Here is a 19,939-nt window from a genome sequence, read left to right as displayed (position 1 = left end):
GGCCCCCTTTACGCTCGAGAAAAAAGGGGCCTGGCCCCTTTTTGAGCTAACAGCCACAAGGCTGCTATTTTGCTTCTGGCGGATAGCTTTGGAGGATTTTGGTAACCGCTTCGTTAATTGCTGTTTCTCGCTCAGCCGGCGTGCTTTTTTGCTTAACCGTATCAGCAAGCGCCCCACGCCATACCAGTTTGTCAGACTCGTTATCAATCAAATCTAAGATCAAGGTGCCTTGTTGGTACTCGCGAACTCTCGTTTCGGTTCTAGACGGGCCACCATGATAACCCCAAAACGGGTCATAAAATGGGTGATAACCGTAATTGCTGTGGAAGGTATCAACGTTGACTTTCTTCTCAAGCTTGGTCAGATAATTAACCATTAAATCGGCATCTTCCACAGCCACTTTGGTGAAACCTTTAGCTGAAAGCTGTTCATCAACAGCACGTCGAATGCGTTGATCCGTTAAACCTTCCATATGATAAGCGTCCGCTTGCTCATCTTCAGAAGAGTTATCGACCCAGGCGTAAGTTTTATACTGACTGAAGTCAACTTCAGGGTTGTAGTCAAATTCGGTGGTCACCGTGCTACAAGCCGCCAATACTAGTGCAAATGCTGCAACAACAAGCTTTCTCATAATTGTTCCTTTACAAGCCATATTGCTCAAGAGCTTAACCTGTATCTAAGTTTTAGAAAACGCTTTAATCATAAATTCTCAAAAATTTGTCCCTAGCGTGACTGCTCAATCGTCTGTCGAGCTCACCCTAGATTTGTTATGATAGCGCCAATCACCTTACTAAACGCTGAATAGCTGCTAAGAAGATCATGAAAGAAAAATTGAATTTGGTTTACAGCACCGACACTGGAAGAATAAAACCAGAAATTGAAGCGCCACAAGCTCCAGAAGGAGATGGTATTGTGCGCCTTAAAAGAGAAACCAAAGGACGTAAAGGAAAAGGCGTGGTTATTGTTGAGGGGCTTGGTCTAGAAGCCAAACCTCTTAAAGATATTGCTAAGAAGTTAAAGCAACAATGCGGTTGTGGTGGGGCGGTCAAAGGGTTTAATGTTGAAGTGCAAAGTGATGACCGTGAGAAAATCAAAATCATCTTAGAAAAATTGGGGTTTAAGGTAAAAATTGCCGGGGGATAAAATGGATTCACTGCAAAATCATCTGCTCATAGCCATGCCGAGCCTTGAAGACCCTTTTTTCAAGCGTACCGTCACCTATGTCTGCGAACACGATGAAAATGGCGCTATGGGCCTGATAATCAATCAGCCAATAGGCTTAAAAGCAGACGACTTATTACGCCAAATGAAACTGCAAGCGAGTGACTTTGTACTTCCTAAAGAGGCTAATCCGGAAGTCATGGTTGGCGGGCCTGTAGCTACTGAGCGTGGATTTGTATTGCACAGTTATGACAAAGACGCCATCCAATTTAAGTCCAGCCTGGCTTTGTCAGACCGTATCATGATCACAACCAGTCGCGATGTTCTAGAATCGATAGGCCAGCAACACTGCCCAGAAAGTTACATCATAGCGCTAGGCTACGCTGGTTGGGAAAAAGGCCAGCTCGAACAAGAACTGGCAGATAACTCCTGGCTAACGATTCCAGCCGATCCCTCTTTGCTTTTCGACGTTGACATTGATGAACGCTGGAGTGAAGCAACTAAACGGTTAGGAATCGACCCCGCTCAATTATCCTCTCAGGTAGGTCATAGTTAATGACAACAGTACTGGGGTTTGATTTTGGAACGAAAAGCATTGGCGTCGCCGTTGGCCAAGCCATAACCGGCTCAGCATCTCCTTTGGCAGCATTAAAGGCTCGCGACGGTATACCAAGCTGGGATGCCATTGAGGCCATTATCAAAGAATGGCAGCCTGATCTTATTGTAGTTGGCTTGCCCCTTAACATGGATGGTAGCGAACAAGCATTCACAGCCCGAGCCAAAAAGTTCGGTCAACGCCTTCACGGTCGATTCGGTGTAGAAGTTTGTTTACAGGATGAACGCTTAACCACCGCCGACGCTAAGCAACGCCTGTTTGAACTGGGCGGCTTCAAGAAGCTTCAAAAAGGCCAAATTGATTCCGTATCAGCGGTTCTCATTGTCGAAAGCTATTTCGAAAACTCATATCATTAGCTACAAAGCACTTAGCCAAAAGTAAAAAGGGACGTACCCCATAGCAGGGGTACGTCCCTTTTGGACACTTTGACCCATAGGGTACGTCCCCTTTGCTCATTTTGAAGCGTGGGGTACGTCCCCATTTGCTTTTGGGCTAGTCCAAATCGACGGTGACGTTTTCCATTAGGCCTGTGTTGTTGTCTGAGTTTTTCAGCTTAATCATGAGTCGTAAATCATTCGGTGAATCGGCGTAATGTAATGCGTCTGAATAGCTTATCTCGCCGTCGTTAAATAGGGTAAACAAGGCTTGGTCAAAGGTTTGCATGCCTTGCTCGTTTGATTTGCTCATGGTTTCTTTAAGCTGATGCAAATCCCCTTTAGCGATTAAATCGCTCACCCGAGGGGTATTAAGCAGTACTTCAATGGCCGCTCGTCGTCCTTCGCCATCGGCTCTTGGCACCAATTGCTGGGCTACAATGCCTCGCAAATTCAACGATAAGTCGAACAGCAATTGTTGATGACGATCTTTTGGAACCAAATGCATAATACGGTCTAATGCTTGGTTAGCGTTGTTAGCATGCAGTGTTGCCATACACAGGTGGCCTGTTTCAGCGAATGACAAGGCAAATTCCATGGTTTCTTGAGTTCGGATCTCACCAATTAGAATCACATCTGGCGCCTGACGCAACGAGCTCTTAAGCGCCGCATCAAAGGAGTCGGTATCAATACCAACTTCCCGTTGTGTAATGATGCATTGCTCATGTTGGTGAACAAATTCAACCGGATCCTCAATGGTCAATATGTGGCCCTTAGAGTTCTTATTGCGATACCCCACCATCGCCGCTAATGACGTTGACTTACCGGTACCGGTCGCCCCCACCATAATGACCAAGCCTCGCTTACTCATGGAGATGTCTTTCAACACTTGCGGCAAACTAAGCTCTTCCATGGTAGGTATACGGGTTTCAATTCTTCGCATGACCGCACCTGGCGACTCGCGCTGCCAAAATGCACTTACACGAAAACGACCGAGCCCTTTTACCGCGTAGGCAAAGTTACACTCTTTGCTTTGATGAAACTCCTGTTTCTGAGCATCGGTCATCATGCTCTCTACCATAGCCAACACCAGCTTATCGGTGAGCGGTGTTTCGGTCATGGGTCTCAGCTCACCATCCACTTTGGCACTGACCGGAAAGCCAGAAGTCAAAAATAGATCCGACGCTTTTTTGTCAATCATGACCTTGAGAAAAGGTAATATGTTCATCATCAACTCCTACAGCGACGCTTTATTAGAGCTTTTAGAAAGCGCATCTTCACGACTGATCTGGTTTCGGTTGACAAGGTTTTGCAGCGCTTGTTCAAGGGTTTGCATGCCGCTGGACATACCGGTTTGAATCGCCGAATACATTTGCGCTACCTTATCTTCGCGAATCAAGTTACGAATGGCGGGCGTACCTATCATGATTTCATGAGCGGCCACCCGACCTCCACCAATCTTCTTAATCAAGGTTTGCGAGATAACCGCTTGCAGCGACTCTGAGAGCATGGTGCGCACCATATCTTTTTCAGCTGCGGGGAATACATCCACAACACGGTCAATGGTCTTCGCCGCAGAGGTAGTATGCAAAGTACCAAACACAAGGTGACCCGTTTCAGCGGCGGTAAGCGCCAGTCGAATCGTTTCCAAGTCACGAAGCTCACCCACGAGAATTACGTCAGGATCCTCACGCAACGCGCTTCGCAGTGCCGCATCGAAGCTGTAGGTATCGCGATGCACCTCACGCTGGTTTAGCAGACATTTTTTATTCTCATGAACAAATTCGATTGGATCTTCAATGGTTAAAATGTGGTCATGACGGGTTTCATTGATATGATTAACCATGGCCGCTAAGGTGGTGGATTTACCGGAACCGGTAGGCCCAGTTACCAGCACCAAGCCTCTGGGGTAATCGGAGATTTTCTTAAAAATCTCGGGAGCCGCCAGTTGTTCAAGAGTAAGCACTTCGGAAGGAATGGTACGAAAAACCGCTGCGGCACCGCGAGCTTGCTTAAATGCGTTCACCCTGAAACGAGCTAAATTAGGTACTTCAAAAGAGAAGTCAATTTCGAGATGCTCTTCATAGTCTTTACGTTGTTTGTCGTTCATGATGTCATAAATAAGACTATGAACTTCCTCGTGATCCAATTGAGGAAGATTGATGCGGCGAACTTCGCCATCCACACGAATAAGCGGTGGAACTCCTGCCGAAAGGTGTAGATCGGACGCTTTGTGTTTTACACTAAAAGCCAGAAGCTCTGTAATTTCCATTTTAAGATTCCATTTTTTAATTATGCGATAACATGACAACCATAACAGACAGATACACTCGCGCACAGTCCCAAATCATTGACGCATGTCAGAATTGCAACAGACAGCCTCAATCCGTGACCTTGTTAGCCGTTAGCAAGACCAAACCGATTAACGATATCCAAGCTTTGTATGATATTGGCCATCGTCAATTCGGTGAAAATTATGTCCAAGAAGGCGTGGAAAAAGTGCAAGCGCTTGCAAAGCTAGATATTGATTGGCATTTCATAGGGCCTATTCAGTCCAACAAAACAGCACTTGTGGCCCAGCATTTTGATTGGGTTCAAACCATTGACCGCATGAAAATAGCGCAACGCTTAAACAATCAAAGGCCGGCAGAGCTTGGTCCTCTGAACGTGTTGATTCAAGTTAACATTAGCCAAGAAGCCACTAAATCTGGAGTCGCACTAGAAAGCGTCGATGCCTTGGCTGAAGAAATCGCTCAACTACCGAATCTTCGCTTAAGAGGCTTAATGGCCATCCCCGCTGCGGCGCAAACGCTTGAACAGCAAACACAGGAATACCAAGCGATGCAAAGCGCGCTAAGCCGCTTACAAAGCCAGTATCCAAGTATCGATACCTTATCGATTGGAATGAGCGGTGACATGACCCAAGCCATTGCCAATGGCAGTACCATGGTGCGAATAGGCACCGCCATTTTTGGCGCTCGTGAACAAAAAGGATAAGCAACCTCATGACTCAATACCGACGCATCGCTTTTATCGGAGCTGGCAATATGACTCGAGCCATCATTAGTGGCATGGTCAGCTCAGGTTACCCGGCAGATAAGATATACGCCTCAAACCCCAGCCAAGGCAAACTAGACGATTTAGCAGCGGATTTTGGCATTAACATCAACAACCATAATCACGCCGTTACTCAAGCCGCTGAAGTTATCGTGCTATCGGTCAAACCTCAATTAATGGAAAAAGTTTGTACCGACCTAGCTCAATTGGATTTAAGTCAGAAGTTGGTTATTACCATTGCTGCGGGCATCGAAGCACATCGATATCAAGATTACTTTGGCCAACCCATTAAACTGGTGCGCAGCATGCCAAATACTCCAGCACAGCTCGGGTTAGCCCTTACCGGCTTATACAGCGCCCAACAGCTTAACGATGAAGACACCGGTTATTGCAATGAGCTGATGAGCGCCATTGGAAAAATTACTTGGGTTGAGCAAGAGCAGGGCTTAAATCATGTGATTGCCTGCGCCGGCTCATCGGTGGCTTACTTTTTCTTGTTTGCAGACGCCATGCAACAAAGCGCTGCGAAAATGGGGTGTGATCCAGAGCAAGCTCGCTCCATGATCCAACAAGCTATGCTAGGCGCTGCGCAAATGTTAAGTCATAATAGCGACTTATCTGCCGAGCAGCTGCGCCTAAACGTAACCTCTAAAGGCGGTACAACCCACGCAGCAATTGAACGATTTCAGCAAGGTGAACTCGAAACCTTAGTTGACCAAGCTATGCAAGATTGTGTAGCCCGAGCCGAAGAGATGGCCAAACAGTTTTAATAGGAAATTAAATAATCTATGAACTCGATGAATTACCTAGTAACCGTTATTTTCGAACTATATCTGATGATTGTTGTGTTACGCATCTGGTTGCAATTTGCCCGGGCAGATTTCTACCATCCGGTGAGTCAGTTTATCGTAAAGGCCACTCAACCTGTGGTTGGGCCGCTGCGTCGAGTTATCCCTCCTGTCGGGCAACTCGACACCGCGTCACTTTTGCTAGCACTTATGGTGGCTGGCGCTAAGTGGGTGGTGTTAATGATGATGCAAAATGCCGGCATCGATTGGGCAGGTGCGGCTGTGTTAGCCGTGCTCGGGGTGATTAAAGAGTTTGGAACTTTGCTGTTTTGGATGCTACTGATTCGAGCCATTTTGAGCTGGGTGAGCCAAGGTCAAAACCCGTTCGAATTCTTATTAGCGCAGCTTACCGAACCATTAATGGCACCTATTCGCCGTATTATTCCCCCCATGGGCGGTCTTGATTTGTCACTGTTGGTGTTGATGATTGGTTTAAACTTCGCCAATATTTTAATGCACGATCTTATCGGCCCGCTATGGCGTTTGGCCTAAGTTAAGCTTGTGTCTGTGCAAGCCATTTCACAACAAGCGCAGCAACTTACGCTGCGCTTATACGTTCAGCCGAAGGCATCTCGAGATCAGTGGCTTGGTTTGCACAATGGTGAACTGAAATTGGCCATTACCGCACCACCGGTTGATGGCAAAGCCAATGCCCATGTGATCAAGTTTATTGCCAAACAATGCAAAGTTTCTAAAAGCCGAGTGGTGTTATTAAAGGGCCATAGCTCCCGTCACAAGGTCGTTTGCGTCGACAATCCAATAATTCTGCCTGATGCGCTCAAGGCTTTGTTATAATTAACATTGTCGACTCAACAAACAACCAAGGAATTGCCTATGTTTCGCCGCGTCTTCGCCACTGTGCTGTTAATGCTGACCACGATAGCTCCGGCACAAGCCGAGCAAAAGCAACAAGTGGGTCAATACGCCATTCACTACATGGCGCTCAGTAGTACCTTCATCACCCCTGAAATCGCTAAAGCCTATGGAATCAACCGCAGCCGTTACGTTGGCCTAGTGAACATTACCGTGCTCGATACCGCTCAACCTGGAAACCCGGCGATTCCCGTCACCATTTCTGGCGTCGCAAAAAACTTATTAGACTCATCGAAGAAGCTCGACTTTCAAGAGATTCGAGAAGAAAACGCCATTTACTACATTTCAGAAGTGCCTCATCGTAACGAAGAGACCATTAACTTCGAAATCACGCTTGCCCACGGCAAGACCCTCAATACCAGCCTTAATTTCTCTCAAAAATTTTACGTGGATTAGAAGATAACCAGCAATGAAAACCATAGTGCTTGCAAGCGGTAACAAAGGAAAGTTGGCGGAGTTCCAACAGATGTTTTCTAAGCAAGGCATCGACATCAAAGCCCAATCCCACTTTAACATTGGAGATGTAGCAGAAACCGGTACTACCTTTGTCGAAAACGCCATTATTAAAGCGCGCCACGCCGCACAAATCAGTGGCCACGCCGCCATTGCTGATGACTCGGGCATTGAAGTGGACGCATTAGACGGACAACCAGGAATATACTCGGCTCGCTATGGCGGTGAAGGCGCAAGCGCAATAGACAATTACCAAAAACTGCTGGCCGAGCTTAATCAAAAACAAACCAGCAACCGCAGCGCGCGATTTCGATGCGTGCTGGTTTACATGCGCAGCCACAAGGACCCTTCCCCCATCATTTGTGAAGCCAGCTGGGAAGGCAGCGTTACCACCGAGCCAAGTGGACAAGGTGGCCATGGCTACGACCCTATATTTTGGGTGCCTGAGCACAATTGCACCGCCGCCGAGCTTAGTGCAGAGCTTAAAAACCAGCTAAGCCATCGCGGTAAAGCCTTAGCGAAACTGTTACCACTACTTCAACAAGCCGGAGCATTAAGCTAAGCCAATGCAATTACCTGAGCTGTCGGTATACGTGCACATACCTTGGTGTGTGCGCAAATGTCCCTATTGCGACTTTAACAGCCATGCGCCAAAAGCTGCACTGCCAGAGCAAGCCTATGTCGAGGCGCTGATTAAGGACTTAAATGCCGACGCCCATTGGGCACAAGGCCGCAAAGTCTCCACCATTTTTATTGGTGGCGGCACGCCGTCATTATTTAAAGCCAGCAGTATTGCTCAGATTATTAAGGCTATTGACGCCGCCATAGGGCTAGAGCCCAATTGCGAAGTCACCATGGAGGCGAATCCGGGCACGGTGGAGCATGAGGCCTTTAGCGCGTACCGACAAGCCGGCGTTAATCGCTTATCCCTTGGCATTCAAACCTTTGCCGACGAACAACTGACTATTTTAGGTCGGATCCACAACTCAGCCAATGCCAAAAGCGCCGCTAAACAAGCCATGGCCGCCGGCTTTGACTCGGTTAATTTAGACCTAATGCACGGCCTACCTCAGCAAACACCTGAACAAGCGATGGCTGATATTGAAATAGCTGCGAGCTTAAATACCACTCACTTATCTTGGTATCAGCTCACTATCGAGCCCAATACTCTGTTTCACTCCAGACCACCACAACTCCCTCAAGACGAAGCCCTATGGACCATTTTTGATCAAGGTACTCAACGCATGAATCAACTGGGATTTCGCCAATACGAAGTGAGTGCCTGGGCTCAGGACGGCTATCAATGCCGTCATAATCTCAATTATTGGCGCTTTGGCGATTATCTGGGTATAGGTTGCGGTGCTCACGGCAAAATAACCTTCCCTGAGCAAAATCGCATCGTAAGAGCCGAGAAGATAAAGCACCCGAAAGGCTATATGGAAGCCATCGATGTGCGTCGACAACTGGTGGATATTGAGCCGCAAGAAAGGCCATTGGAATACTTGATGAACCGAGCCCGTCTTCACCAAGCCATACCGAAGTCTGAGTATCAAGAGGTCACAGGATTACGCCCCTTAGATTTAACCCACAAGCTGCAGCCGGCTATTGAACGCAACTTGGTAATAGATACTGATAACGATTGGCAGCTGACCGAGAAAGGCCAGCTGTTCGTCAATGACGTGCTCGAGCTATTAGTGCCGGAAGACTAACCGGCTTTAACGAATTCAAAAGATTTTAGCGGTTCAATTTCTTGAGCTAGTTTGTGCTCTAATGGCAACAAGGCTTGAATGTCTTTGCACACCTTTTCGGCTTTAGCTTCCAAGGCCTTAGCCTGCGACCGCATTTTGGACTCAATGTCGTTGCCCAGGTTTTGCATTTGCTCCATGCGCTTTTGAATCAAGTCACCACTGGCACCATCACCGCTCATCATTTGAGCGCCAATTTCCGCCATAAACTGACCGGCAACCGATTGCATTAAAGCTTCCATTTGCTGCTGAGTTTTCTCATCAATTAAGTTTTCGAAGGTGTCGTCATCTGCCTTAAAGTAATAGCCTAATTGGTTTTTACCGGCAACGCTGTCCGCTCGGGCCTTCATGTCGTTAATGAGCTGATTAAGTTGTTGGGTGTTGTCTTCATTAAGCAGAGGCGCAATGGTGGAGGTTAAGGTTTGCTCGAGCATGGCAATGGCTTGTTCAACCAAGGCCACCAGCTCAGGCGTTTGCTTAACAAAGCCTTGTCGATACTCTTCAACCATGGCTTGCTGAGCGCTAGACAGTTCAACTTTGGAATCGCCAACCCACAATCCGTCCGGTTTAAAGCGAATGAGGTTAGCGCCCGCCTCTCCCACCGAAAGCTGAGAGCCTTCAACTGCGAAGGCTTGCTCAATATTGAGTTCGCATTGTCCTTGAGCAAATGCTGGGGTTACCAGCAGCCAACTGAGTAACAGCATTAATCGCTTAAACATGTAACACACTCCCTGATTACCTTTACAATGCGAACTCGCCTTTCTAGGCTTCTTTTTTAAGATTAGCCTTTAGGCTTCGTCATACCATAAATCGTACAACACGCTCACTTCAACGTCTTCAGCCTTACCTTTCCAGTAAGCTTCAACCGCTTGACGGTCTTCCTCGGTGCACTTACCGAGAGATTGGGTTGCAATCAGACCTTGCCATGAGTAGTGCCCACCACCATGGAAGCCCAGCTTACGAGCTTCAATAACCTGCTCAATAAACTCATCAACCGCAGAGTCAATGGTGTCTTCTTCTACCGACTCAGGGAAGGTCCAGCGTACATCGAATCCCAATTCTTGAAACTCATCAACGCGTAATTTTTTGCGCAAACGACGGCTACGGGCCATGTTGTTACTCCTAGTGTTAAACGACTAATATTAGTCGACTTTTTGATACATTAAATCCCAAACTAAGTGGCCAAGATTGTGTCCACGTTGCTCAAATTTAGTCAATGGGCGATGCTGTGGGCGCTCGACGTAGTCACTGCCCTTAGCAAGATTCTCATAACCCGGTGCAACTGCCATTACTTCGGTCATGTGCTCGGCGTAGTTTTCCCAGTCGGTGGCCATATGAAGCACACCACCCACAGCCAAAATTTTGCGAATGCGCTCGGCGAACTCGGCTTGCACAATGCGGCGTTTATGGTGGCGTTTTTTGTGCCACGGATCTGGGAAAAACAGCTGCACGCAAGACAGCGAGCCCTGCTTAATGGCGTTATCAAGCACCTCGATTGCGTCGTGGTGATACAAGCGTAGGTTGGTTAATCCAAGCTCCGCCGCTTCCATAATGCAAGCGCCTACACCGGGCTTATGCACTTCAATGCCAATAAAGTTTTTCTCTGGAGCCGCTTTGGCCATTTCAACCAAAGACTTACCCATGCCAAAACCAATTTCCAACACCACCGGATTGCTGTTGCCAAAAATCGCTTCAAAATCAATAGCCTCAGCCGAGTAATCTAACCCTAACTGATGCCAATGCTGGTCAAACGCCGCTTGCTGTCCTTTAGTTAGACGACCTTCTCGCAATACAAAACTGCGCACTTTTCGTAAATATTTACCGTCTTCGTTGTACTCGGCGGTAGTTACATCGCTCATGCTATGCCTTTCACTTGAATGAAATAGACCTATTGGTCCGAAAACTTAAGGGCTGGATTATATCAGTAAACGGACACAGATGGATCTGTAATCGCAAACCTGCTGTAATGCGCAAACTTAGTTAACAGGTTAAAAGCAGTGACAATCGAATCCTTTTCAACAAGGCTCATTAACTGGCAGCTGGCTTACGGTCGCCAACAATTACCATGGCAAAATACCCATGACGCCTACGCAGTGTGGCTCTCGGAGATCATGTTGCAACAAACCCAAGTGGCTACCGTTATTCCCTACTATGAGCGGTTTTTAAGCCGCTTTAGCAGCATCGACGCCTTGGCCAACGCCGACATTGATGATGTGCTGCATTTGTGGACTGGCCTTGGCTATTACGCCCGTGCCCGCAATTTGCACAAGGCGGCAAAAATGATGCAAACACAGCACAACAGCCAGTTCCCAGATTCCCTAGAGCAAGCGCTTGAGCTGCCTGGAGTTGGCCGCTCCACCGCCTCGTCCATTTTAACCTTTGCCAAAGGTCAGGCTTTGCCCATACTCGATGGCAATGTAAAGCGAGTATTGGCCAGACATGCAATGGTGGATGGCTGGACAGGCTCCACAGCCACACAAAAGCAGTTATGGCGGTTAAGTGAAGCCTTAACCCCCACCAGTCAAACCGGTGTTTTTAACCAAGGCTTGATGGATTTAGGCTCCATGGTTTGCAAGCGCAGCAAGCCGCTTTGCCATGAGTGCCCGGTGGCCATTGACTGCCAAGCTCAGCTAAAAGGCTTACAAGATAAATACCCAGTGCCTAAGCCTAAAAAGCAAAAGCCGGTAAAAACTTGTCACATTGCCATGATCCAAGAAAAAGATACTGTGTTGTTATTGCAACGTCCCCCTAGCGGCATTTGGGGCGGTCTGTGGTGTCCGCCAATGTTTGAAACCGAACAAGAGTTGCATGAGTACGCTGAGCAATACAGTGCCACTAAAGCGCAACCTCTGACGCAATTTAGGCATACCTTCAGTCATTATCATTTAGACATTAACGCTTGGTTGGTGCGAGTAGAGGCGCAAAACCATAGCCGAGTAATGGAACCTCAGCCGACACTTTGGTATAACTTACAGCAACCGCAACAGGTGGGGTTAGCTGCAGCAACCGAACGCCTATTGCAAGCGATTACGATTAAGGAGTAAGCAATGACTCGCATGGTGCACTGTGCCCGCTTAAATAAAGAAGCCGAGGGGCTCGATTTTCAACTGTACCCGGGCGAGCTGGGTAAGCGTATTTTCGATAACATCAGCAAAGAAGCTTGGGGACAATGGCAAGCTAAGCAAACCATGCTGATTAACGAGCATAAGCTGAATATGATGGACCCTGAACACCGTAAGATGCTGGAAACCAACATGGAGCATTTCTTGTTTGAAGGCGGTGATGTAGAGATTGAAGGTTACGTTCCGCCCAGCGAATAATGCGCTAGTTGCTTAAAATGCCGTCGAACAGGCGCAAGAACGCAAAATTTTGTGGTTTTAAAGTTGACTTATGCCGTCAAAATGTCTTTAATAGCCACCCTTGCCCGGATAGCTCAGTCGGTAGAGCAGAGGATTGAAAATCCTCGTGTCGGTGGTTCGATTCCGCCTCCGGGCACCACATAATTAAGCCTCATCATTGGATGGGGCTTTTTTGTTTTTGCCTTTTGCTAAAACCCAATAGGCCGAGATTTAGAAGCTTTACTCTAAGCTCGACATACCGCTCAAAATTACCCAATCCAATTTGCCCAACTGCACTAATTTTGCTTCAATTGCGCCAAATTTTTATAACGAGACTCAATTCATGTGGAAATACCTTGTGGCTGCTTTGGCCATTGTTTGCGCCGCCCCTAGCTTTGCCAAAACCGTATCCGGCGTGGAGCTATCAGACACCATTAGCGCCAACGAGCAACAACTCACCTTAAACGGTGCTGGTGTGCGCTCGAAGTTCTTTATCGACTTGTACGTGGGCAGCTTGTACTTAAGCCAAGCCAACAGCGACGCCAACGCCATCATCAACAGCGATGAGATAAGCGCCATTCGTTTGAACATTACCTCAGGGCTCATCACTTCCGATAAGCTCATTGAGGCGATTGTTGAAGGGTTCGATCTATCGACTAACGGCGACACCGCTGCAATTCAAAGCCGAATCGATAACTTTATTGCGGTCTTTAACGAAGAAATTGTTAAGGGCGACCAATACACCTTCGTATTCACGCCCGGCACTGGCGTGGTGGGTTATAAGAATGGTGAGCAGAAAGTCAGCATTGACGGCGATGACTTTCGCACCGCCCTTATGGGTATCTGGCTAGGTGCTAAGCCTGCTCAGAAAAAGCTTAAACAGCGCATGCTGGGTAACTAGCGAGCATTAGCTGCTGGGGCTTTTATGCCCCAGCAAAAACGCCTTAACCGTTGCCGCGATGTACTCAGGCTGACTTTTAGTACACTCGCTCACGTCTAAGTTGAGCTCCAATCGCATTTGCACCTCCCCTTTCAGCGCCGTTAATAAACGAATGGCGGCATCTCTTACCGGCGAAAAGCAATACTCCCCATGCTGATTTAGTCCTTGTAAATACTCGGAAACCGACTCCACGATGCGAACCGGGCCGGCTTGATAAAACATTTGCGCAAGCTCGGGGTGGGTTTCTGCCTGAGCCACACAGGTGCGATGCACCGCGATGGCTTCTTTAGAGCCTAATAGACTTAAAAACTGCTGACCAAAATGCTCCAAAGTTTGTTGCGGCGCTTGTGCATCAGTCAGCAAATCACCTTGGTACATGGTGTCCGCCACTCTTGCTTCAATCGCTGCGACAAACAATTGATTTTTATTACCAAAATGCGCATAAACCGTTTGTTTAGAGACCTCTGCTAAACGGGCGATTTCGTCCATGCTGGTGCTCATAAAGCCTTGCTCGCAAAACAACTGGGTCGCGGCGTCTAAGATCCTGCGGTGTTTGATAGCACTGCGGCTATTTCGAACCATTTTCGTTTATGCCTCGTCAATCTTGATGCGATTTCAGTTTACAATTTATACACAATTAGACTAGACAGTCCAGTTTGCTAAAACTAGACTAATGAGTACAGTTTTGCCGGAATTCAATAACAATGACCATAAAACGTTCGCAGCCACTCGCCACGATCCTTAAGCAAGGGTGCTTTATTACTGCGCTCGCGCTCATAAGTGCCTGTCAACCGGCTAGCGAGCCAACCTCTACCCCCAAGGCGATGGTCACTACATTGACCTTAGCTCAGCAAGACAGTTATCAACTTCAGCGCCAATACGCCGGCGTCATAAGAGCAAGAAACAGCAGCAACCTAAGTTTTGAGTTATCAGGGAAACTGAAAAGTCTTGAGGTGGATATAGGCGATAGCGTGAGCAAGGGTCAGGTTTTAGCCCGCCTCGACCAACAATTATTGCTGGCTGAACAAGCACAATTACAGGCTCAAATTAATCAAACTCAGGCTGAGCTAAACTTGAATCAGTCGACCCTTGAGCGCAACAACGACTTAAACAAGCAAGGGTTTCAATCGCAACAGGTTATTGATGAGCTTAACAGCCAACGTAATGCGCTGACTGCCAATCTAAATCGATTGCAAGCCAGCCTCAAAGGCAATCACCTGCGTCTTGAAAAATCCATTTTGGTAGCACCGTTTGCAGGGGTTATTACCCAGCGTCAAGCGGATCCCTCACAAGTGGTTGCTCCCTCAACTCAGATCGTAAGCTTAGTAGACCCAACAACGGCCGAAGCCTATATTGGCGTACCTCAGAAAAGCGCCGCTAAGCTCGGCATTGGTCAAGAGCTCAAGATACTCATCAACGACGCTCAAGTAACAGGCAAGGTTGCCGGTATTAGTCAGCAGCTCTCCTCCGGCAGTCGCACTCAGACCGTCCGCATTTCCTTACCCAGCGATGTAATCACAGTAAATGGGCAACTGGTCACCATGGAAATGGATCATTTACAACAAGTGCCGGGCTTTTGGGTTCCTAGCGATGCCCTGATTAACGGCATTAGAGGTCGTTGGAACGTATTTGTGGTGAAACCTCAAGACGGCGACTTGACCATTCAACGAAGAGATGTGGATATACTGTACGCCAACCAGCAACGTGCCTATATACAAGGAGCGATTAGCGACGGTGAACAGATTGTCTCCCAAGGGCTGCATCGACTCGTGGCCGGACAGCTGGTAGAAATTGCCCGTGAGGATATTCAACCATGATCCGAGCTTTGGTTGAAAATGGTCGCATCGCTGGGTTGTTTATTGCGTTGATTCTAGTGGCCGGTTTTGGCGCATTATCCTCGCTACCGCGCATGGAAGATCCTGAGCTTACCAACCGTTTTGCAAGCGTGGTCACGCCCCTTCCTGGCGCCTCTGCCGAACGCGTCGAAGCCTTGGTTACCGAAGTTTTGGAAAACGAGCTGCGCCGATTGGAACAACTAAAGCTCATTACCTCAAGCTCTCGACCGGGTTTATCTGTGATTCAGTTGGAGCTTAAAGACAGCATTTTTGACACTAAGCCGGTTTGGTCAAGAGCCAGAGATCTGCTTAACGATGCTCAAGACAAGCTTCCTGGTGACGCCTTAGATCCTAGGCTGGATGACGAAATTGCCTATGCCTTTACTTCGTTAGTTGGTTTAAGCTGGAACGGCCCAGGTGAGCCGCAATTAGAGGTGCTTAACCGTTACGCTAAAGAAATAGAAAGTCAGCTTAGGTTATTGGCCGGCACTGCTCACGTTGCCATTGTTGGCGAGCCTCGAGAAGAGTTTTTGGTGACACTCGATGGTAATCGCTTGAGTCAATTGCAATTGTCACCATCTCAAGTGGCGACTCGTTTGCAAAACGCGGATGCTAAGATTTCCGCCGGTGAGCTGGTTAACAACAGCTACCGAGCTCAAATTGAAGTTACCGGAGAGCTCGACTCACTCAATCGCATCGCTCAAGTACCCATTAAAATTAACGACAACGGCCAAGTCGTTCGTTTAACTGACGTTGCCGATATTCAACGCCAACCTAAATGGCCCGCTGCTGAAATCAGTTTGATCAACGGTGAAACCGGAATCATCATTGGTGCTCGTATGCTGGCGGAATTTCGAGTGGACTTGTGGACAGAAAAGGTTCATCAAACCATAGACAACCTTGAACAAATCCTCCCGTCCAATATCAAGCTTGAGTGGTTGTTTGAGCAACAGGACTACACCCAGGCAAGACTGTCTGAACTGGTGGAAAGTCTGCTACTAGGCTTTGTACTAATTTTACTGGTGTTGCTGGTTACCTTAGGCTGGCGCAATGCCGTATTAGTAGCGATGGCACTGCCGCTCACCGCCCTATTCACTCTCACCGTCATGAAGTATTACGGCTTACCTATCCATCAAATGTCGGTAACAGGCTTAGTAGTTGCCTTAGGCATCATGGTAGATAACGCCATTGTTATTGTGGATGCCATCGCTCAACGTCGTCGCCAAGGAGACAATGCTGTGGCGGCGGTGTCGAAAACCATTAAGCACTTTTGGTTACCACTGGCGGGCTCAACCATCACCACCATTTTAGCCTTCATGCCCATCGTTATTATGCCCGGTCCCGCCGGTGAGTTTGTTGGTGGTATTGCATTGGCGGTGATCTTCGCCCTAATTGGCTCTTATTTGATTTCCCACACACTAATTGCAGGCCTTGCTGGGCGTTTTTACCGGCCAAGCACAAGCCCTAAATGGTTCCAACAGGGGGTGCAGGTGTTGTGGCTGCAGCGGGCGTTTAGAAAGAGTCTGAGTTGGGCGCTGATGCACCCTCAGCGCTCTGCCCTGCTGATAAGCTTAATTCCAGTGTTAGGTTTTTACGCAGCTGGTAAATTGCCGGAGCAGTTTTTTCCCGCATCCGATAGAGACATGTTTCAAATCGAAGTACGGCTTGACCCCAGTCGCAGCATTATTGCCACCGAAGAATTCGTGCGAAATCTTGATGCAGAGCTTCGCAGTTTATCCGAGATCGAGCGGGTAGCTTGGACCATAGGCAACAATACGCCGTCGTTTTACTACAACTTAATGCAGCGTCAAAGCGGCACCCCTTTTTATGCCCAAGCCATGGTAAAAACGCCCCACTTTAGCGTGGCTAATGCCTTGATACCTGAACTGCAACAACGCTTTGATAGCCAGTATCCACAAGCACAGATTTTGGTTCGCAAGTTAGAACAAGGGCCTCCGTTTAATGCGCCGGTTGAGCTTAGAGTATTCGGCCCCGATTTAGACCAACTGCAAACCATAGGGGAAGCCCTGCGCTTAGCGTTAACCCAGGTTGACCACGTAACTCACACCAGAGCGACGTTATCGGCGGCAACGCCTAAAGTTACCATTGATGTTGATGAAGAAAGTGCATTGGCGGCGGGGCTAACCTTAGCCGATGTGGCCAATCAATTAAGAATGTCCACCAGCGGCGTTGTCGGGGCTAGTGTACTGGAGCAAACTCAATCCATAGACATTCGCCTTAAATTGGATGAATCCAATCGCTTACAAACCGATGCCCTTGAGAGCATTACCTTGCTCTCTAAACAAGGCAATGGTGTGGTGTTAGCCGCCATTGCAACCACAGATATCAGCGCAAGTCGCAGCGTTATTCCGAGGCGGGATGGCGAACGAGTTAACGTGATAGAAGGCTATATTGAAGCGGGTATACTGCCGTCTGTGGTGCTTACGGCACTGCAGCAAAAATTAGCCGAGCAAGGCTTTAGTTTACCAAGCGGCTATCGATTACAGATTGGTGGTGAAAGCCAAAAACGCGACGAAGCAGTTTCTAAATTGCTAAGTCATATTGGCATTATTATGGTGTTGTTGTTAGCCACGATTGTACTGAGCTTCAACTCCTTTAGGATTACCGCCATTATTATGCTAAGCGCCGTGCAATCCATTGGTTTGGGGCTGTTGTGTGTTTACCTGTTTAACTACCCATTTGGTTTTAACGTCATCATTGCACTATTAGGGTTGATGGGACTGGCGATTAACGCTGCTATTGTGATTTTAGCGGAGCTGGAAGCTCAGCCAAGCAAAGACATAGACAGCATAAAAGCAGCGGTGCTTAGCTGTGGTCGCCACATCGGCTCCACCACCATCACCACCGTAGGTGGCTTCACTCCGTTGATTTTGTCTGGAGGCGGATTTTGGCCGCCGTTTGCCATTGCTATTGCCGGCGGTACGCTGTTAACCACCTTGCTGAGTTTGCTGTTTGTTCCAGCCTTGTACGTACTGTGGAAAGCGCCATCGACGCGATAGCGCTTAAAGCACGAGTACACACTCTTATCTACTCTGTTAGGCCATTATCAGTTGATGAAGCTTATCTCGAATGGCTAACCGTTTCGCTTTCATTTCAACGAAGCTTTGATCTGAGGTGGGTACGTTTTGATTTTCAAGACCGCGTATGTGATGGTCAAGTTGGTGGTACTCCTTGGCCATGGCGGCAAACTCAGGATTAGTATCTTTTAAGTGGGCAATGCGTTCAAGGTGCTCTGGATATTCGTAATTTAAACCGTGATTTTCACCAAGCATATGAGTCTCCGTAAGTAATACTCGCTTTAAATTCTAGTTAACCATGCCATAAACACAATGACTTAGAAACAAAAAAGCCGCTCCTAAAAAGGTGCGGCTTTATTAATGGGTACTGAGATTAATCGTTTTTATCCAGATCACTCAGGCGATCCATATTTTCAGTGTTCTCTAGCCAAAGTGCATTGATAATACCAAAAGCACAAGCCAGCAAAACACCAAGAATCCAAGCGAAATACCACATAGTTAATGACTCCTTTTAGTAAAGCGATGGCTTATTCTTTTCAATAAACTCACGGGTCAGACGGCCAAACATTTTGATGTAAGTCCAGCTGGTGTAAGTCAGAATGATTGGTACAAATACCAAGGCCACGTAAGTCATGATAGACAATGTCATTTCACTTGATGTGCTGTCCCACATGGTTAAGCTGTGATCCGGCATGCTGCTTGAAGGCATAACAAATGGGAACATGGCAAAACCACAGGTAAGAATGACGCCTACAATTGACAATGAGCTGAACAAGAATGCCCAACCACTGCGGTTTGCGCGGCTTACCAGCAGTACCAATAGTGGCATGGCTAAGCCAAGCGCAGGTGCTAGCATGGTCAATGGGTACTTATCGTAGTTTGCTAACCACGCACCCGCTTCTACCGCTACCGTTTTATTGGTTGGAATAGAGGCAGCCATGGTATCAATGGTTGAAGTTACTACGTAGCCATCAACACCGTTGCTCAAATAAACGCCCGCAAGTGCAAACAGAACCACTAAGGCCACTGCTGCAATTTGGGTTGCCTTAGTTGCGCGGTCACGCAATGGACCTTCGGTCTTCATTTGCAACCAAGCACCACCTTGCATAACAAACATACTCAAGCTCACCAGACCCGCAAGTATTGCAAACGGGTTCAATAGCTCAAAGAAAGAGCCTGTGTAGAAGAAGCGCTGGAACTCACCAAAGTGGAAAGGAACCCCAAGCAACAAGTTACCAAAGGCTACGCCAAAGATGATTGGCGGCACGGTACCACCAACAAACAAGGCCCAGTCCCAGCTCTTACGCCAGCGTGGATCTTCAATCTTTGAACGATAGTCAAAGCCTACTGGACGTAGGAATAACGCAGCCAATGTCAGCACCATAGCAACGTAGAAGCCGCTAAAAGATGCTGCGTAAACTGGAGGCCAAGCAGCAAACAATGCGCCACCCGCGGTGATTAACCAAACTTGGTTACCATCCCAGTGCGGAGCGATTGAGTTGATCATGATACGGCGTTCGGTATCGTCCTTACCTATGATAGGCAGTAAGGTACCCACACCCATATCAAAACCGTCGGTTACGGTGAAGCCAATCAGCAATACGCCAATCAATACCCACCAGATAAATCTAAGCGTTTCGTAATCAAACATGATAATTCCT

General features: G+C 47.7%; 25 protein-coding genes and 1 tRNA gene. 16 read left to right on the top strand and 10 right to left on the bottom strand.

The annotated features are described in order from the left end of the window. Positions 1-64 precede the first annotated feature (64 nt). Complete coding sequence (locus tag CLC91_RS12440; protein WP_095498680.1) at positions 65-631, bottom strand: DUF4136 domain-containing protein; 567 nt, start codon at positions 629-631, stop codon at positions 65-67. Between the two features lie 188 nt (positions 632-819). On the opposite strand from CLC91_RS12440, the gene yciH reads away from it, so the two are divergent. The 3 genes from yciH to ruvX are packed head-to-tail and all read left to right on the top strand — an operon-like array spanning position 820 to position 2,133. After that, complete coding sequence (gene yciH, locus CLC91_RS12435) at positions 820-1,143, top strand: stress response translation initiation inhibitor YciH (RefSeq protein WP_198950931.1); 324 nt, start codon at positions 820-822, stop codon at positions 1,141-1,143. Between the two features lies 1 nt (position 1,144). Beyond that, on the top strand, positions 1,145-1,717 hold the full coding sequence (locus tag CLC91_RS12430; RefSeq protein WP_095500486.1) for a YqgE/AlgH family protein: 573 nt from the start codon (positions 1,145-1,147) through the stop codon (positions 1,715-1,717). Beyond that, positions 1,717-2,133, top strand: a complete 417-nt coding sequence (ruvX, locus tag CLC91_RS12425; RefSeq protein ID WP_095500485.1) for a Holliday junction resolvase RuvX — start codon at positions 1,717-1,719, stop codon at positions 2,131-2,133. The genes CLC91_RS12430 and ruvX overlap by 1 nt, the downstream gene beginning before the upstream one ends. A gap of 136 nt (positions 2,134-2,269) precedes the next feature. On the opposite strand, the gene CLC91_RS12420 is transcribed toward ruvX, so the two are convergent. Both CLC91_RS12420 and CLC91_RS12415 read right to left on the bottom strand, forming a co-directional pair. Then, the gene (locus CLC91_RS12420; protein ID WP_095500484.1) at positions 2,270-3,379 is read right to left on the bottom strand and encodes a PilT/PilU family type 4a pilus ATPase; all 1,110 of its coding nucleotides are present in this window, start codon (positions 3,377-3,379) and stop codon (positions 2,270-2,272) included. A gap of 9 nt (positions 3,380-3,388) precedes the next feature. Beyond that, positions 3,389-4,423: a type IV pilus twitching motility protein PilT gene (locus tag CLC91_RS12415; RefSeq protein WP_095498676.1), complete on the bottom strand. Its 1,035-nt coding sequence runs from the start codon at positions 4,421-4,423 to the stop codon at positions 3,389-3,391. 32 nt (positions 4,424-4,455) lie between these two features. Here CLC91_RS12415 and CLC91_RS12410 point away from each other — a divergent pair, with 32 nt between their 5' ends. From CLC91_RS12410 to hemW, 7 genes are read left to right on the top strand one after another with little or no spacing between them, the layout of a single operon-like run. Further along, positions 4,456-5,148: a YggS family pyridoxal phosphate-dependent enzyme gene (locus CLC91_RS12410; protein ID WP_095500483.1), complete on the top strand. Its 693-nt coding sequence runs from the start codon at positions 4,456-4,458 to the stop codon at positions 5,146-5,148. Between the two features lie 8 nt (positions 5,149-5,156). Continuing rightward, positions 5,157-5,978 carry a pyrroline-5-carboxylate reductase gene (gene proC, locus CLC91_RS12405; protein WP_095500482.1) on the top strand — a complete coding sequence of 274 codons (822 nt, stop codon included), beginning with the start codon at positions 5,157-5,159 and terminating at the stop codon, positions 5,976-5,978. Between the two features lie 18 nt (positions 5,979-5,996). Continuing rightward, positions 5,997-6,548, top strand: coding sequence for a YggT family protein (locus tag CLC91_RS12400; protein ID WP_095498673.1), 552 nt, complete (start codon positions 5,997-5,999; stop codon positions 6,546-6,548). 15 nt (positions 6,549-6,563) lie between these two features. Then, positions 6,564-6,851 carry a DUF167 family protein gene (locus CLC91_RS12395; RefSeq protein WP_095498672.1) on the top strand — a complete coding sequence of 96 codons (288 nt, stop codon included), beginning with the start codon at positions 6,564-6,566 and terminating at the stop codon, positions 6,849-6,851. A gap of 39 nt (positions 6,852-6,890) precedes the next feature. After that, entirely contained in the window at positions 6,891-7,325 is a 435-nt protein-coding gene (locus CLC91_RS12390) for a DUF4426 domain-containing protein (RefSeq protein WP_095498671.1), read from the top strand. A gap of 13 nt (positions 7,326-7,338) precedes the next feature. Then, a complete protein-coding gene (rdgB, locus tag CLC91_RS12385) occupies positions 7,339-7,944 on the top strand; it encodes an RdgB/HAM1 family non-canonical purine NTP pyrophosphatase (protein ID WP_095498670.1) in 606 nt (201 codons plus the stop codon). 4 nt (positions 7,945-7,948) lie between these two features. Beyond that, on the top strand, positions 7,949-9,091 hold the full coding sequence (hemW, locus tag CLC91_RS12380; RefSeq protein ID WP_095500481.1) for a radical SAM family heme chaperone HemW: 1,143 nt from the start codon (positions 7,949-7,951) through the stop codon (positions 9,089-9,091). On the opposite strand, the gene CLC91_RS12375 is transcribed toward hemW, so the two are convergent. The 3 genes from CLC91_RS12375 to trmB form a co-directional block, all read right to left on the bottom strand. Further along, a complete protein-coding gene (locus CLC91_RS12375; RefSeq protein ID WP_095498668.1) occupies positions 9,088-9,846 on the bottom strand; it encodes a DUF2884 family protein in 759 nt (252 codons plus the stop codon). The two genes, hemW and CLC91_RS12375, sit on opposite strands and share 4 nt — an antisense overlap. A 69-nt stretch (positions 9,847-9,915) precedes the next feature. Next, positions 9,916-10,239 (bottom strand): 50S ribosome-binding protein YggL, encoded by a 324-nt coding sequence (locus CLC91_RS12370; protein ID WP_095498667.1) that lies wholly within the window; start codon positions 10,237-10,239, stop codon positions 9,916-9,918. Positions 10,240-10,269: 30 nt separating this feature from the next. After that, a complete protein-coding gene (gene trmB / locus CLC91_RS12365) occupies positions 10,270-10,986 on the bottom strand; it encodes a tRNA (guanosine(46)-N7)-methyltransferase TrmB (RefSeq protein ID WP_095500480.1) in 717 nt (238 codons plus the stop codon). Positions 10,987-11,124: 138 nt separating this feature from the next. On the opposite strand from trmB, the gene mutY reads away from it, so the two are divergent. The 4 genes from mutY (at position 11,125) to CLC91_RS12345 (ending at position 13,366) form a co-directional block, all read left to right on the top strand. After that, on the top strand, positions 11,125-12,171 hold the full coding sequence (mutY, locus tag CLC91_RS12360; RefSeq protein WP_095500479.1) for an A/G-specific adenine glycosylase: 1,047 nt from the start codon (positions 11,125-11,127) through the stop codon (positions 12,169-12,171). Positions 12,172-12,174: 3 nt separating this feature from the next. Beyond that, complete coding sequence (locus CLC91_RS12355; protein ID WP_095498664.1) at positions 12,175-12,447, top strand: oxidative damage protection protein; 273 nt, start codon at positions 12,175-12,177, stop codon at positions 12,445-12,447. Between the two features lie 102 nt (positions 12,448-12,549). Next, positions 12,550-12,625, top strand: a tRNA-Phe gene (locus CLC91_RS12350). Positions 12,626-12,808: 183 nt separating this feature from the next. Then, positions 12,809-13,366, top strand: coding sequence for a chalcone isomerase family protein (locus CLC91_RS12345; protein WP_095498663.1), 558 nt, complete (start codon positions 12,809-12,811; stop codon positions 13,364-13,366). Positions 13,367-13,372: 6 nt separating this feature from the next. Here CLC91_RS12345 and CLC91_RS12340 read toward each other — a convergent pair whose 3' ends face one another. Then, positions 13,373-13,987, bottom strand: a complete 615-nt coding sequence (locus CLC91_RS12340; RefSeq protein WP_095500478.1) for a TetR/AcrR family transcriptional regulator — start codon at positions 13,985-13,987, stop codon at positions 13,373-13,375. A 122-nt stretch (positions 13,988-14,109) separates the two neighbouring features. Between CLC91_RS12340 and CLC91_RS12335 the strand changes: the two genes are divergently transcribed. Then, positions 14,110-15,222 (top strand): efflux RND transporter periplasmic adaptor subunit, encoded by a 1,113-nt coding sequence (locus tag CLC91_RS12335; protein ID WP_095500477.1) that lies wholly within the window; start codon positions 14,110-14,112, stop codon positions 15,220-15,222. Further along, positions 15,219-18,260: an efflux RND transporter permease subunit gene (locus CLC91_RS12330; protein ID WP_095500476.1), complete on the top strand. Its 3,042-nt coding sequence runs from the start codon at positions 15,219-15,221 to the stop codon at positions 18,258-18,260. The genes CLC91_RS12335 and CLC91_RS12330 overlap by 4 nt, the downstream gene beginning before the upstream one ends. A 36-nt stretch (positions 18,261-18,296) precedes the next feature. On the opposite strand, the gene CLC91_RS12325 is transcribed toward CLC91_RS12330, so the two are convergent. The 3 genes from CLC91_RS12325 to cydB all read right to left on the bottom strand — a co-directional run bounded on the left by CLC91_RS12325 (position 18,297) and on the right by cydB (position 19,929). Further along, positions 18,297-18,533: a YdcH family protein gene (locus CLC91_RS12325; RefSeq protein WP_095498659.1), complete on the bottom strand. Its 237-nt coding sequence runs from the start codon at positions 18,531-18,533 to the stop codon at positions 18,297-18,299. 118 nt (positions 18,534-18,651) lie between these two features. Continuing rightward, on the bottom strand, positions 18,652-18,774 hold the full coding sequence (cydX, locus tag CLC91_RS12320; protein WP_095498658.1) for a cytochrome bd-I oxidase subunit CydX: 123 nt from the start codon (positions 18,772-18,774) through the stop codon (positions 18,652-18,654). 15 nt (positions 18,775-18,789) lie between these two features. After that, entirely contained in the window at positions 18,790-19,929 is a 1,140-nt protein-coding gene (gene cydB / locus CLC91_RS12315; protein ID WP_095498657.1) for a cytochrome d ubiquinol oxidase subunit II, read from the bottom strand. Positions 19,930-19,939: the final 10 nt, after the last annotated feature.

The organism is Paraferrimonas haliotis (genome assembly GCF_002282895.1).
GTDB classification, from domain to species: Bacteria; Pseudomonadota; Gammaproteobacteria; order Enterobacterales; family Shewanellaceae; genus Paraferrimonas; species Paraferrimonas haliotis.
Note: the sequence above shows the minus strand (reverse complement) of the source record. Positions and strands in the feature narration are given on the sequence as shown.

Excerpts from the sequence above, each read along its gene's own strand:
- CLC91_RS12440 (WP_095498680.1), bottom strand. The coding sequence starts at position 631 with ATGAGAAAGCTTGTTGTTGCAGCATTTGCACTAGTATTGGCGGCTTGT.
- yciH (WP_198950931.1), top strand. The coding sequence starts at position 820 with ATGAAAGAAAAATTGAATTTGGTTTACAGCACCGACACTGGAAGAATA.
- CLC91_RS12430 (WP_095500486.1), top strand. The coding sequence starts at position 1,145 with ATGGATTCACTGCAAAATCATCTGCTCATAGCCATGCCGAGCCTTGAA.
- ruvX (WP_095500485.1), top strand. The coding sequence starts at position 1,717 with ATGACAACAGTACTGGGGTTTGATTTTGGAACGAAAAGCATTGGCGTC.
- CLC91_RS12420 (WP_095500484.1), bottom strand. The coding sequence starts at position 3,379 with ATGAACATATTACCTTTTCTCAAGGTCATGATTGACAAAAAAGCGTCG.
- CLC91_RS12415 (WP_095498676.1), bottom strand. The coding sequence starts at position 4,423 with ATGGAAATTACAGAGCTTCTGGCTTTTAGTGTAAAACACAAAGCGTCC.
- CLC91_RS12410 (WP_095500483.1), top strand. The coding sequence starts at position 4,456 with ATGACAACCATAACAGACAGATACACTCGCGCACAGTCCCAAATCATT.
- proC (WP_095500482.1), top strand. The coding sequence starts at position 5,157 with ATGACTCAATACCGACGCATCGCTTTTATCGGAGCTGGCAATATGACT.
- CLC91_RS12400 (WP_095498673.1), top strand. The coding sequence starts at position 5,997 with ATGAACTCGATGAATTACCTAGTAACCGTTATTTTCGAACTATATCTG.
- CLC91_RS12390 (WP_095498671.1), top strand. The coding sequence starts at position 6,891 with ATGTTTCGCCGCGTCTTCGCCACTGTGCTGTTAATGCTGACCACGATA.
- rdgB (WP_095498670.1), top strand. The coding sequence starts at position 7,339 with ATGAAAACCATAGTGCTTGCAAGCGGTAACAAAGGAAAGTTGGCGGAG.
- hemW (WP_095500481.1), top strand. The coding sequence starts at position 7,949 with ATGCAATTACCTGAGCTGTCGGTATACGTGCACATACCTTGGTGTGTG.
- CLC91_RS12375 (WP_095498668.1), bottom strand. The coding sequence starts at position 9,846 with ATGTTTAAGCGATTAATGCTGTTACTCAGTTGGCTGCTGGTAACCCCA.
- CLC91_RS12370 (WP_095498667.1), bottom strand. The coding sequence starts at position 10,239 with ATGGCCCGTAGCCGTCGTTTGCGCAAAAAATTACGCGTTGATGAGTTT.
- trmB (WP_095500480.1), bottom strand. The coding sequence starts at position 10,986 with ATGAGCGATGTAACTACCGCCGAGTACAACGAAGACGGTAAATATTTA.
- CLC91_RS12355 (WP_095498664.1), top strand. The coding sequence starts at position 12,175 with ATGACTCGCATGGTGCACTGTGCCCGCTTAAATAAAGAAGCCGAGGGG.
- CLC91_RS12345 (WP_095498663.1), top strand. The coding sequence starts at position 12,809 with ATGTGGAAATACCTTGTGGCTGCTTTGGCCATTGTTTGCGCCGCCCCT.
- CLC91_RS12340 (WP_095500478.1), bottom strand. The coding sequence starts at position 13,987 with ATGGTTCGAAATAGCCGCAGTGCTATCAAACACCGCAGGATCTTAGAC.
- CLC91_RS12335 (WP_095500477.1), top strand. The coding sequence starts at position 14,110 with ATGACCATAAAACGTTCGCAGCCACTCGCCACGATCCTTAAGCAAGGG.
- CLC91_RS12330 (WP_095500476.1), top strand. The coding sequence starts at position 15,219 with ATGATCCGAGCTTTGGTTGAAAATGGTCGCATCGCTGGGTTGTTTATT.
- CLC91_RS12325 (WP_095498659.1), bottom strand. The coding sequence starts at position 18,533 with ATGCTTGGTGAAAATCACGGTTTAAATTACGAATATCCAGAGCACCTT.
- cydX (WP_095498658.1), bottom strand. The coding sequence starts at position 18,774 with ATGTGGTATTTCGCTTGGATTCTTGGTGTTTTGCTGGCTTGTGCTTTT.
- cydB (WP_095498657.1), bottom strand. The coding sequence starts at position 19,929 with ATGTTTGATTACGAAACGCTTAGATTTATCTGGTGGGTATTGATTGGC.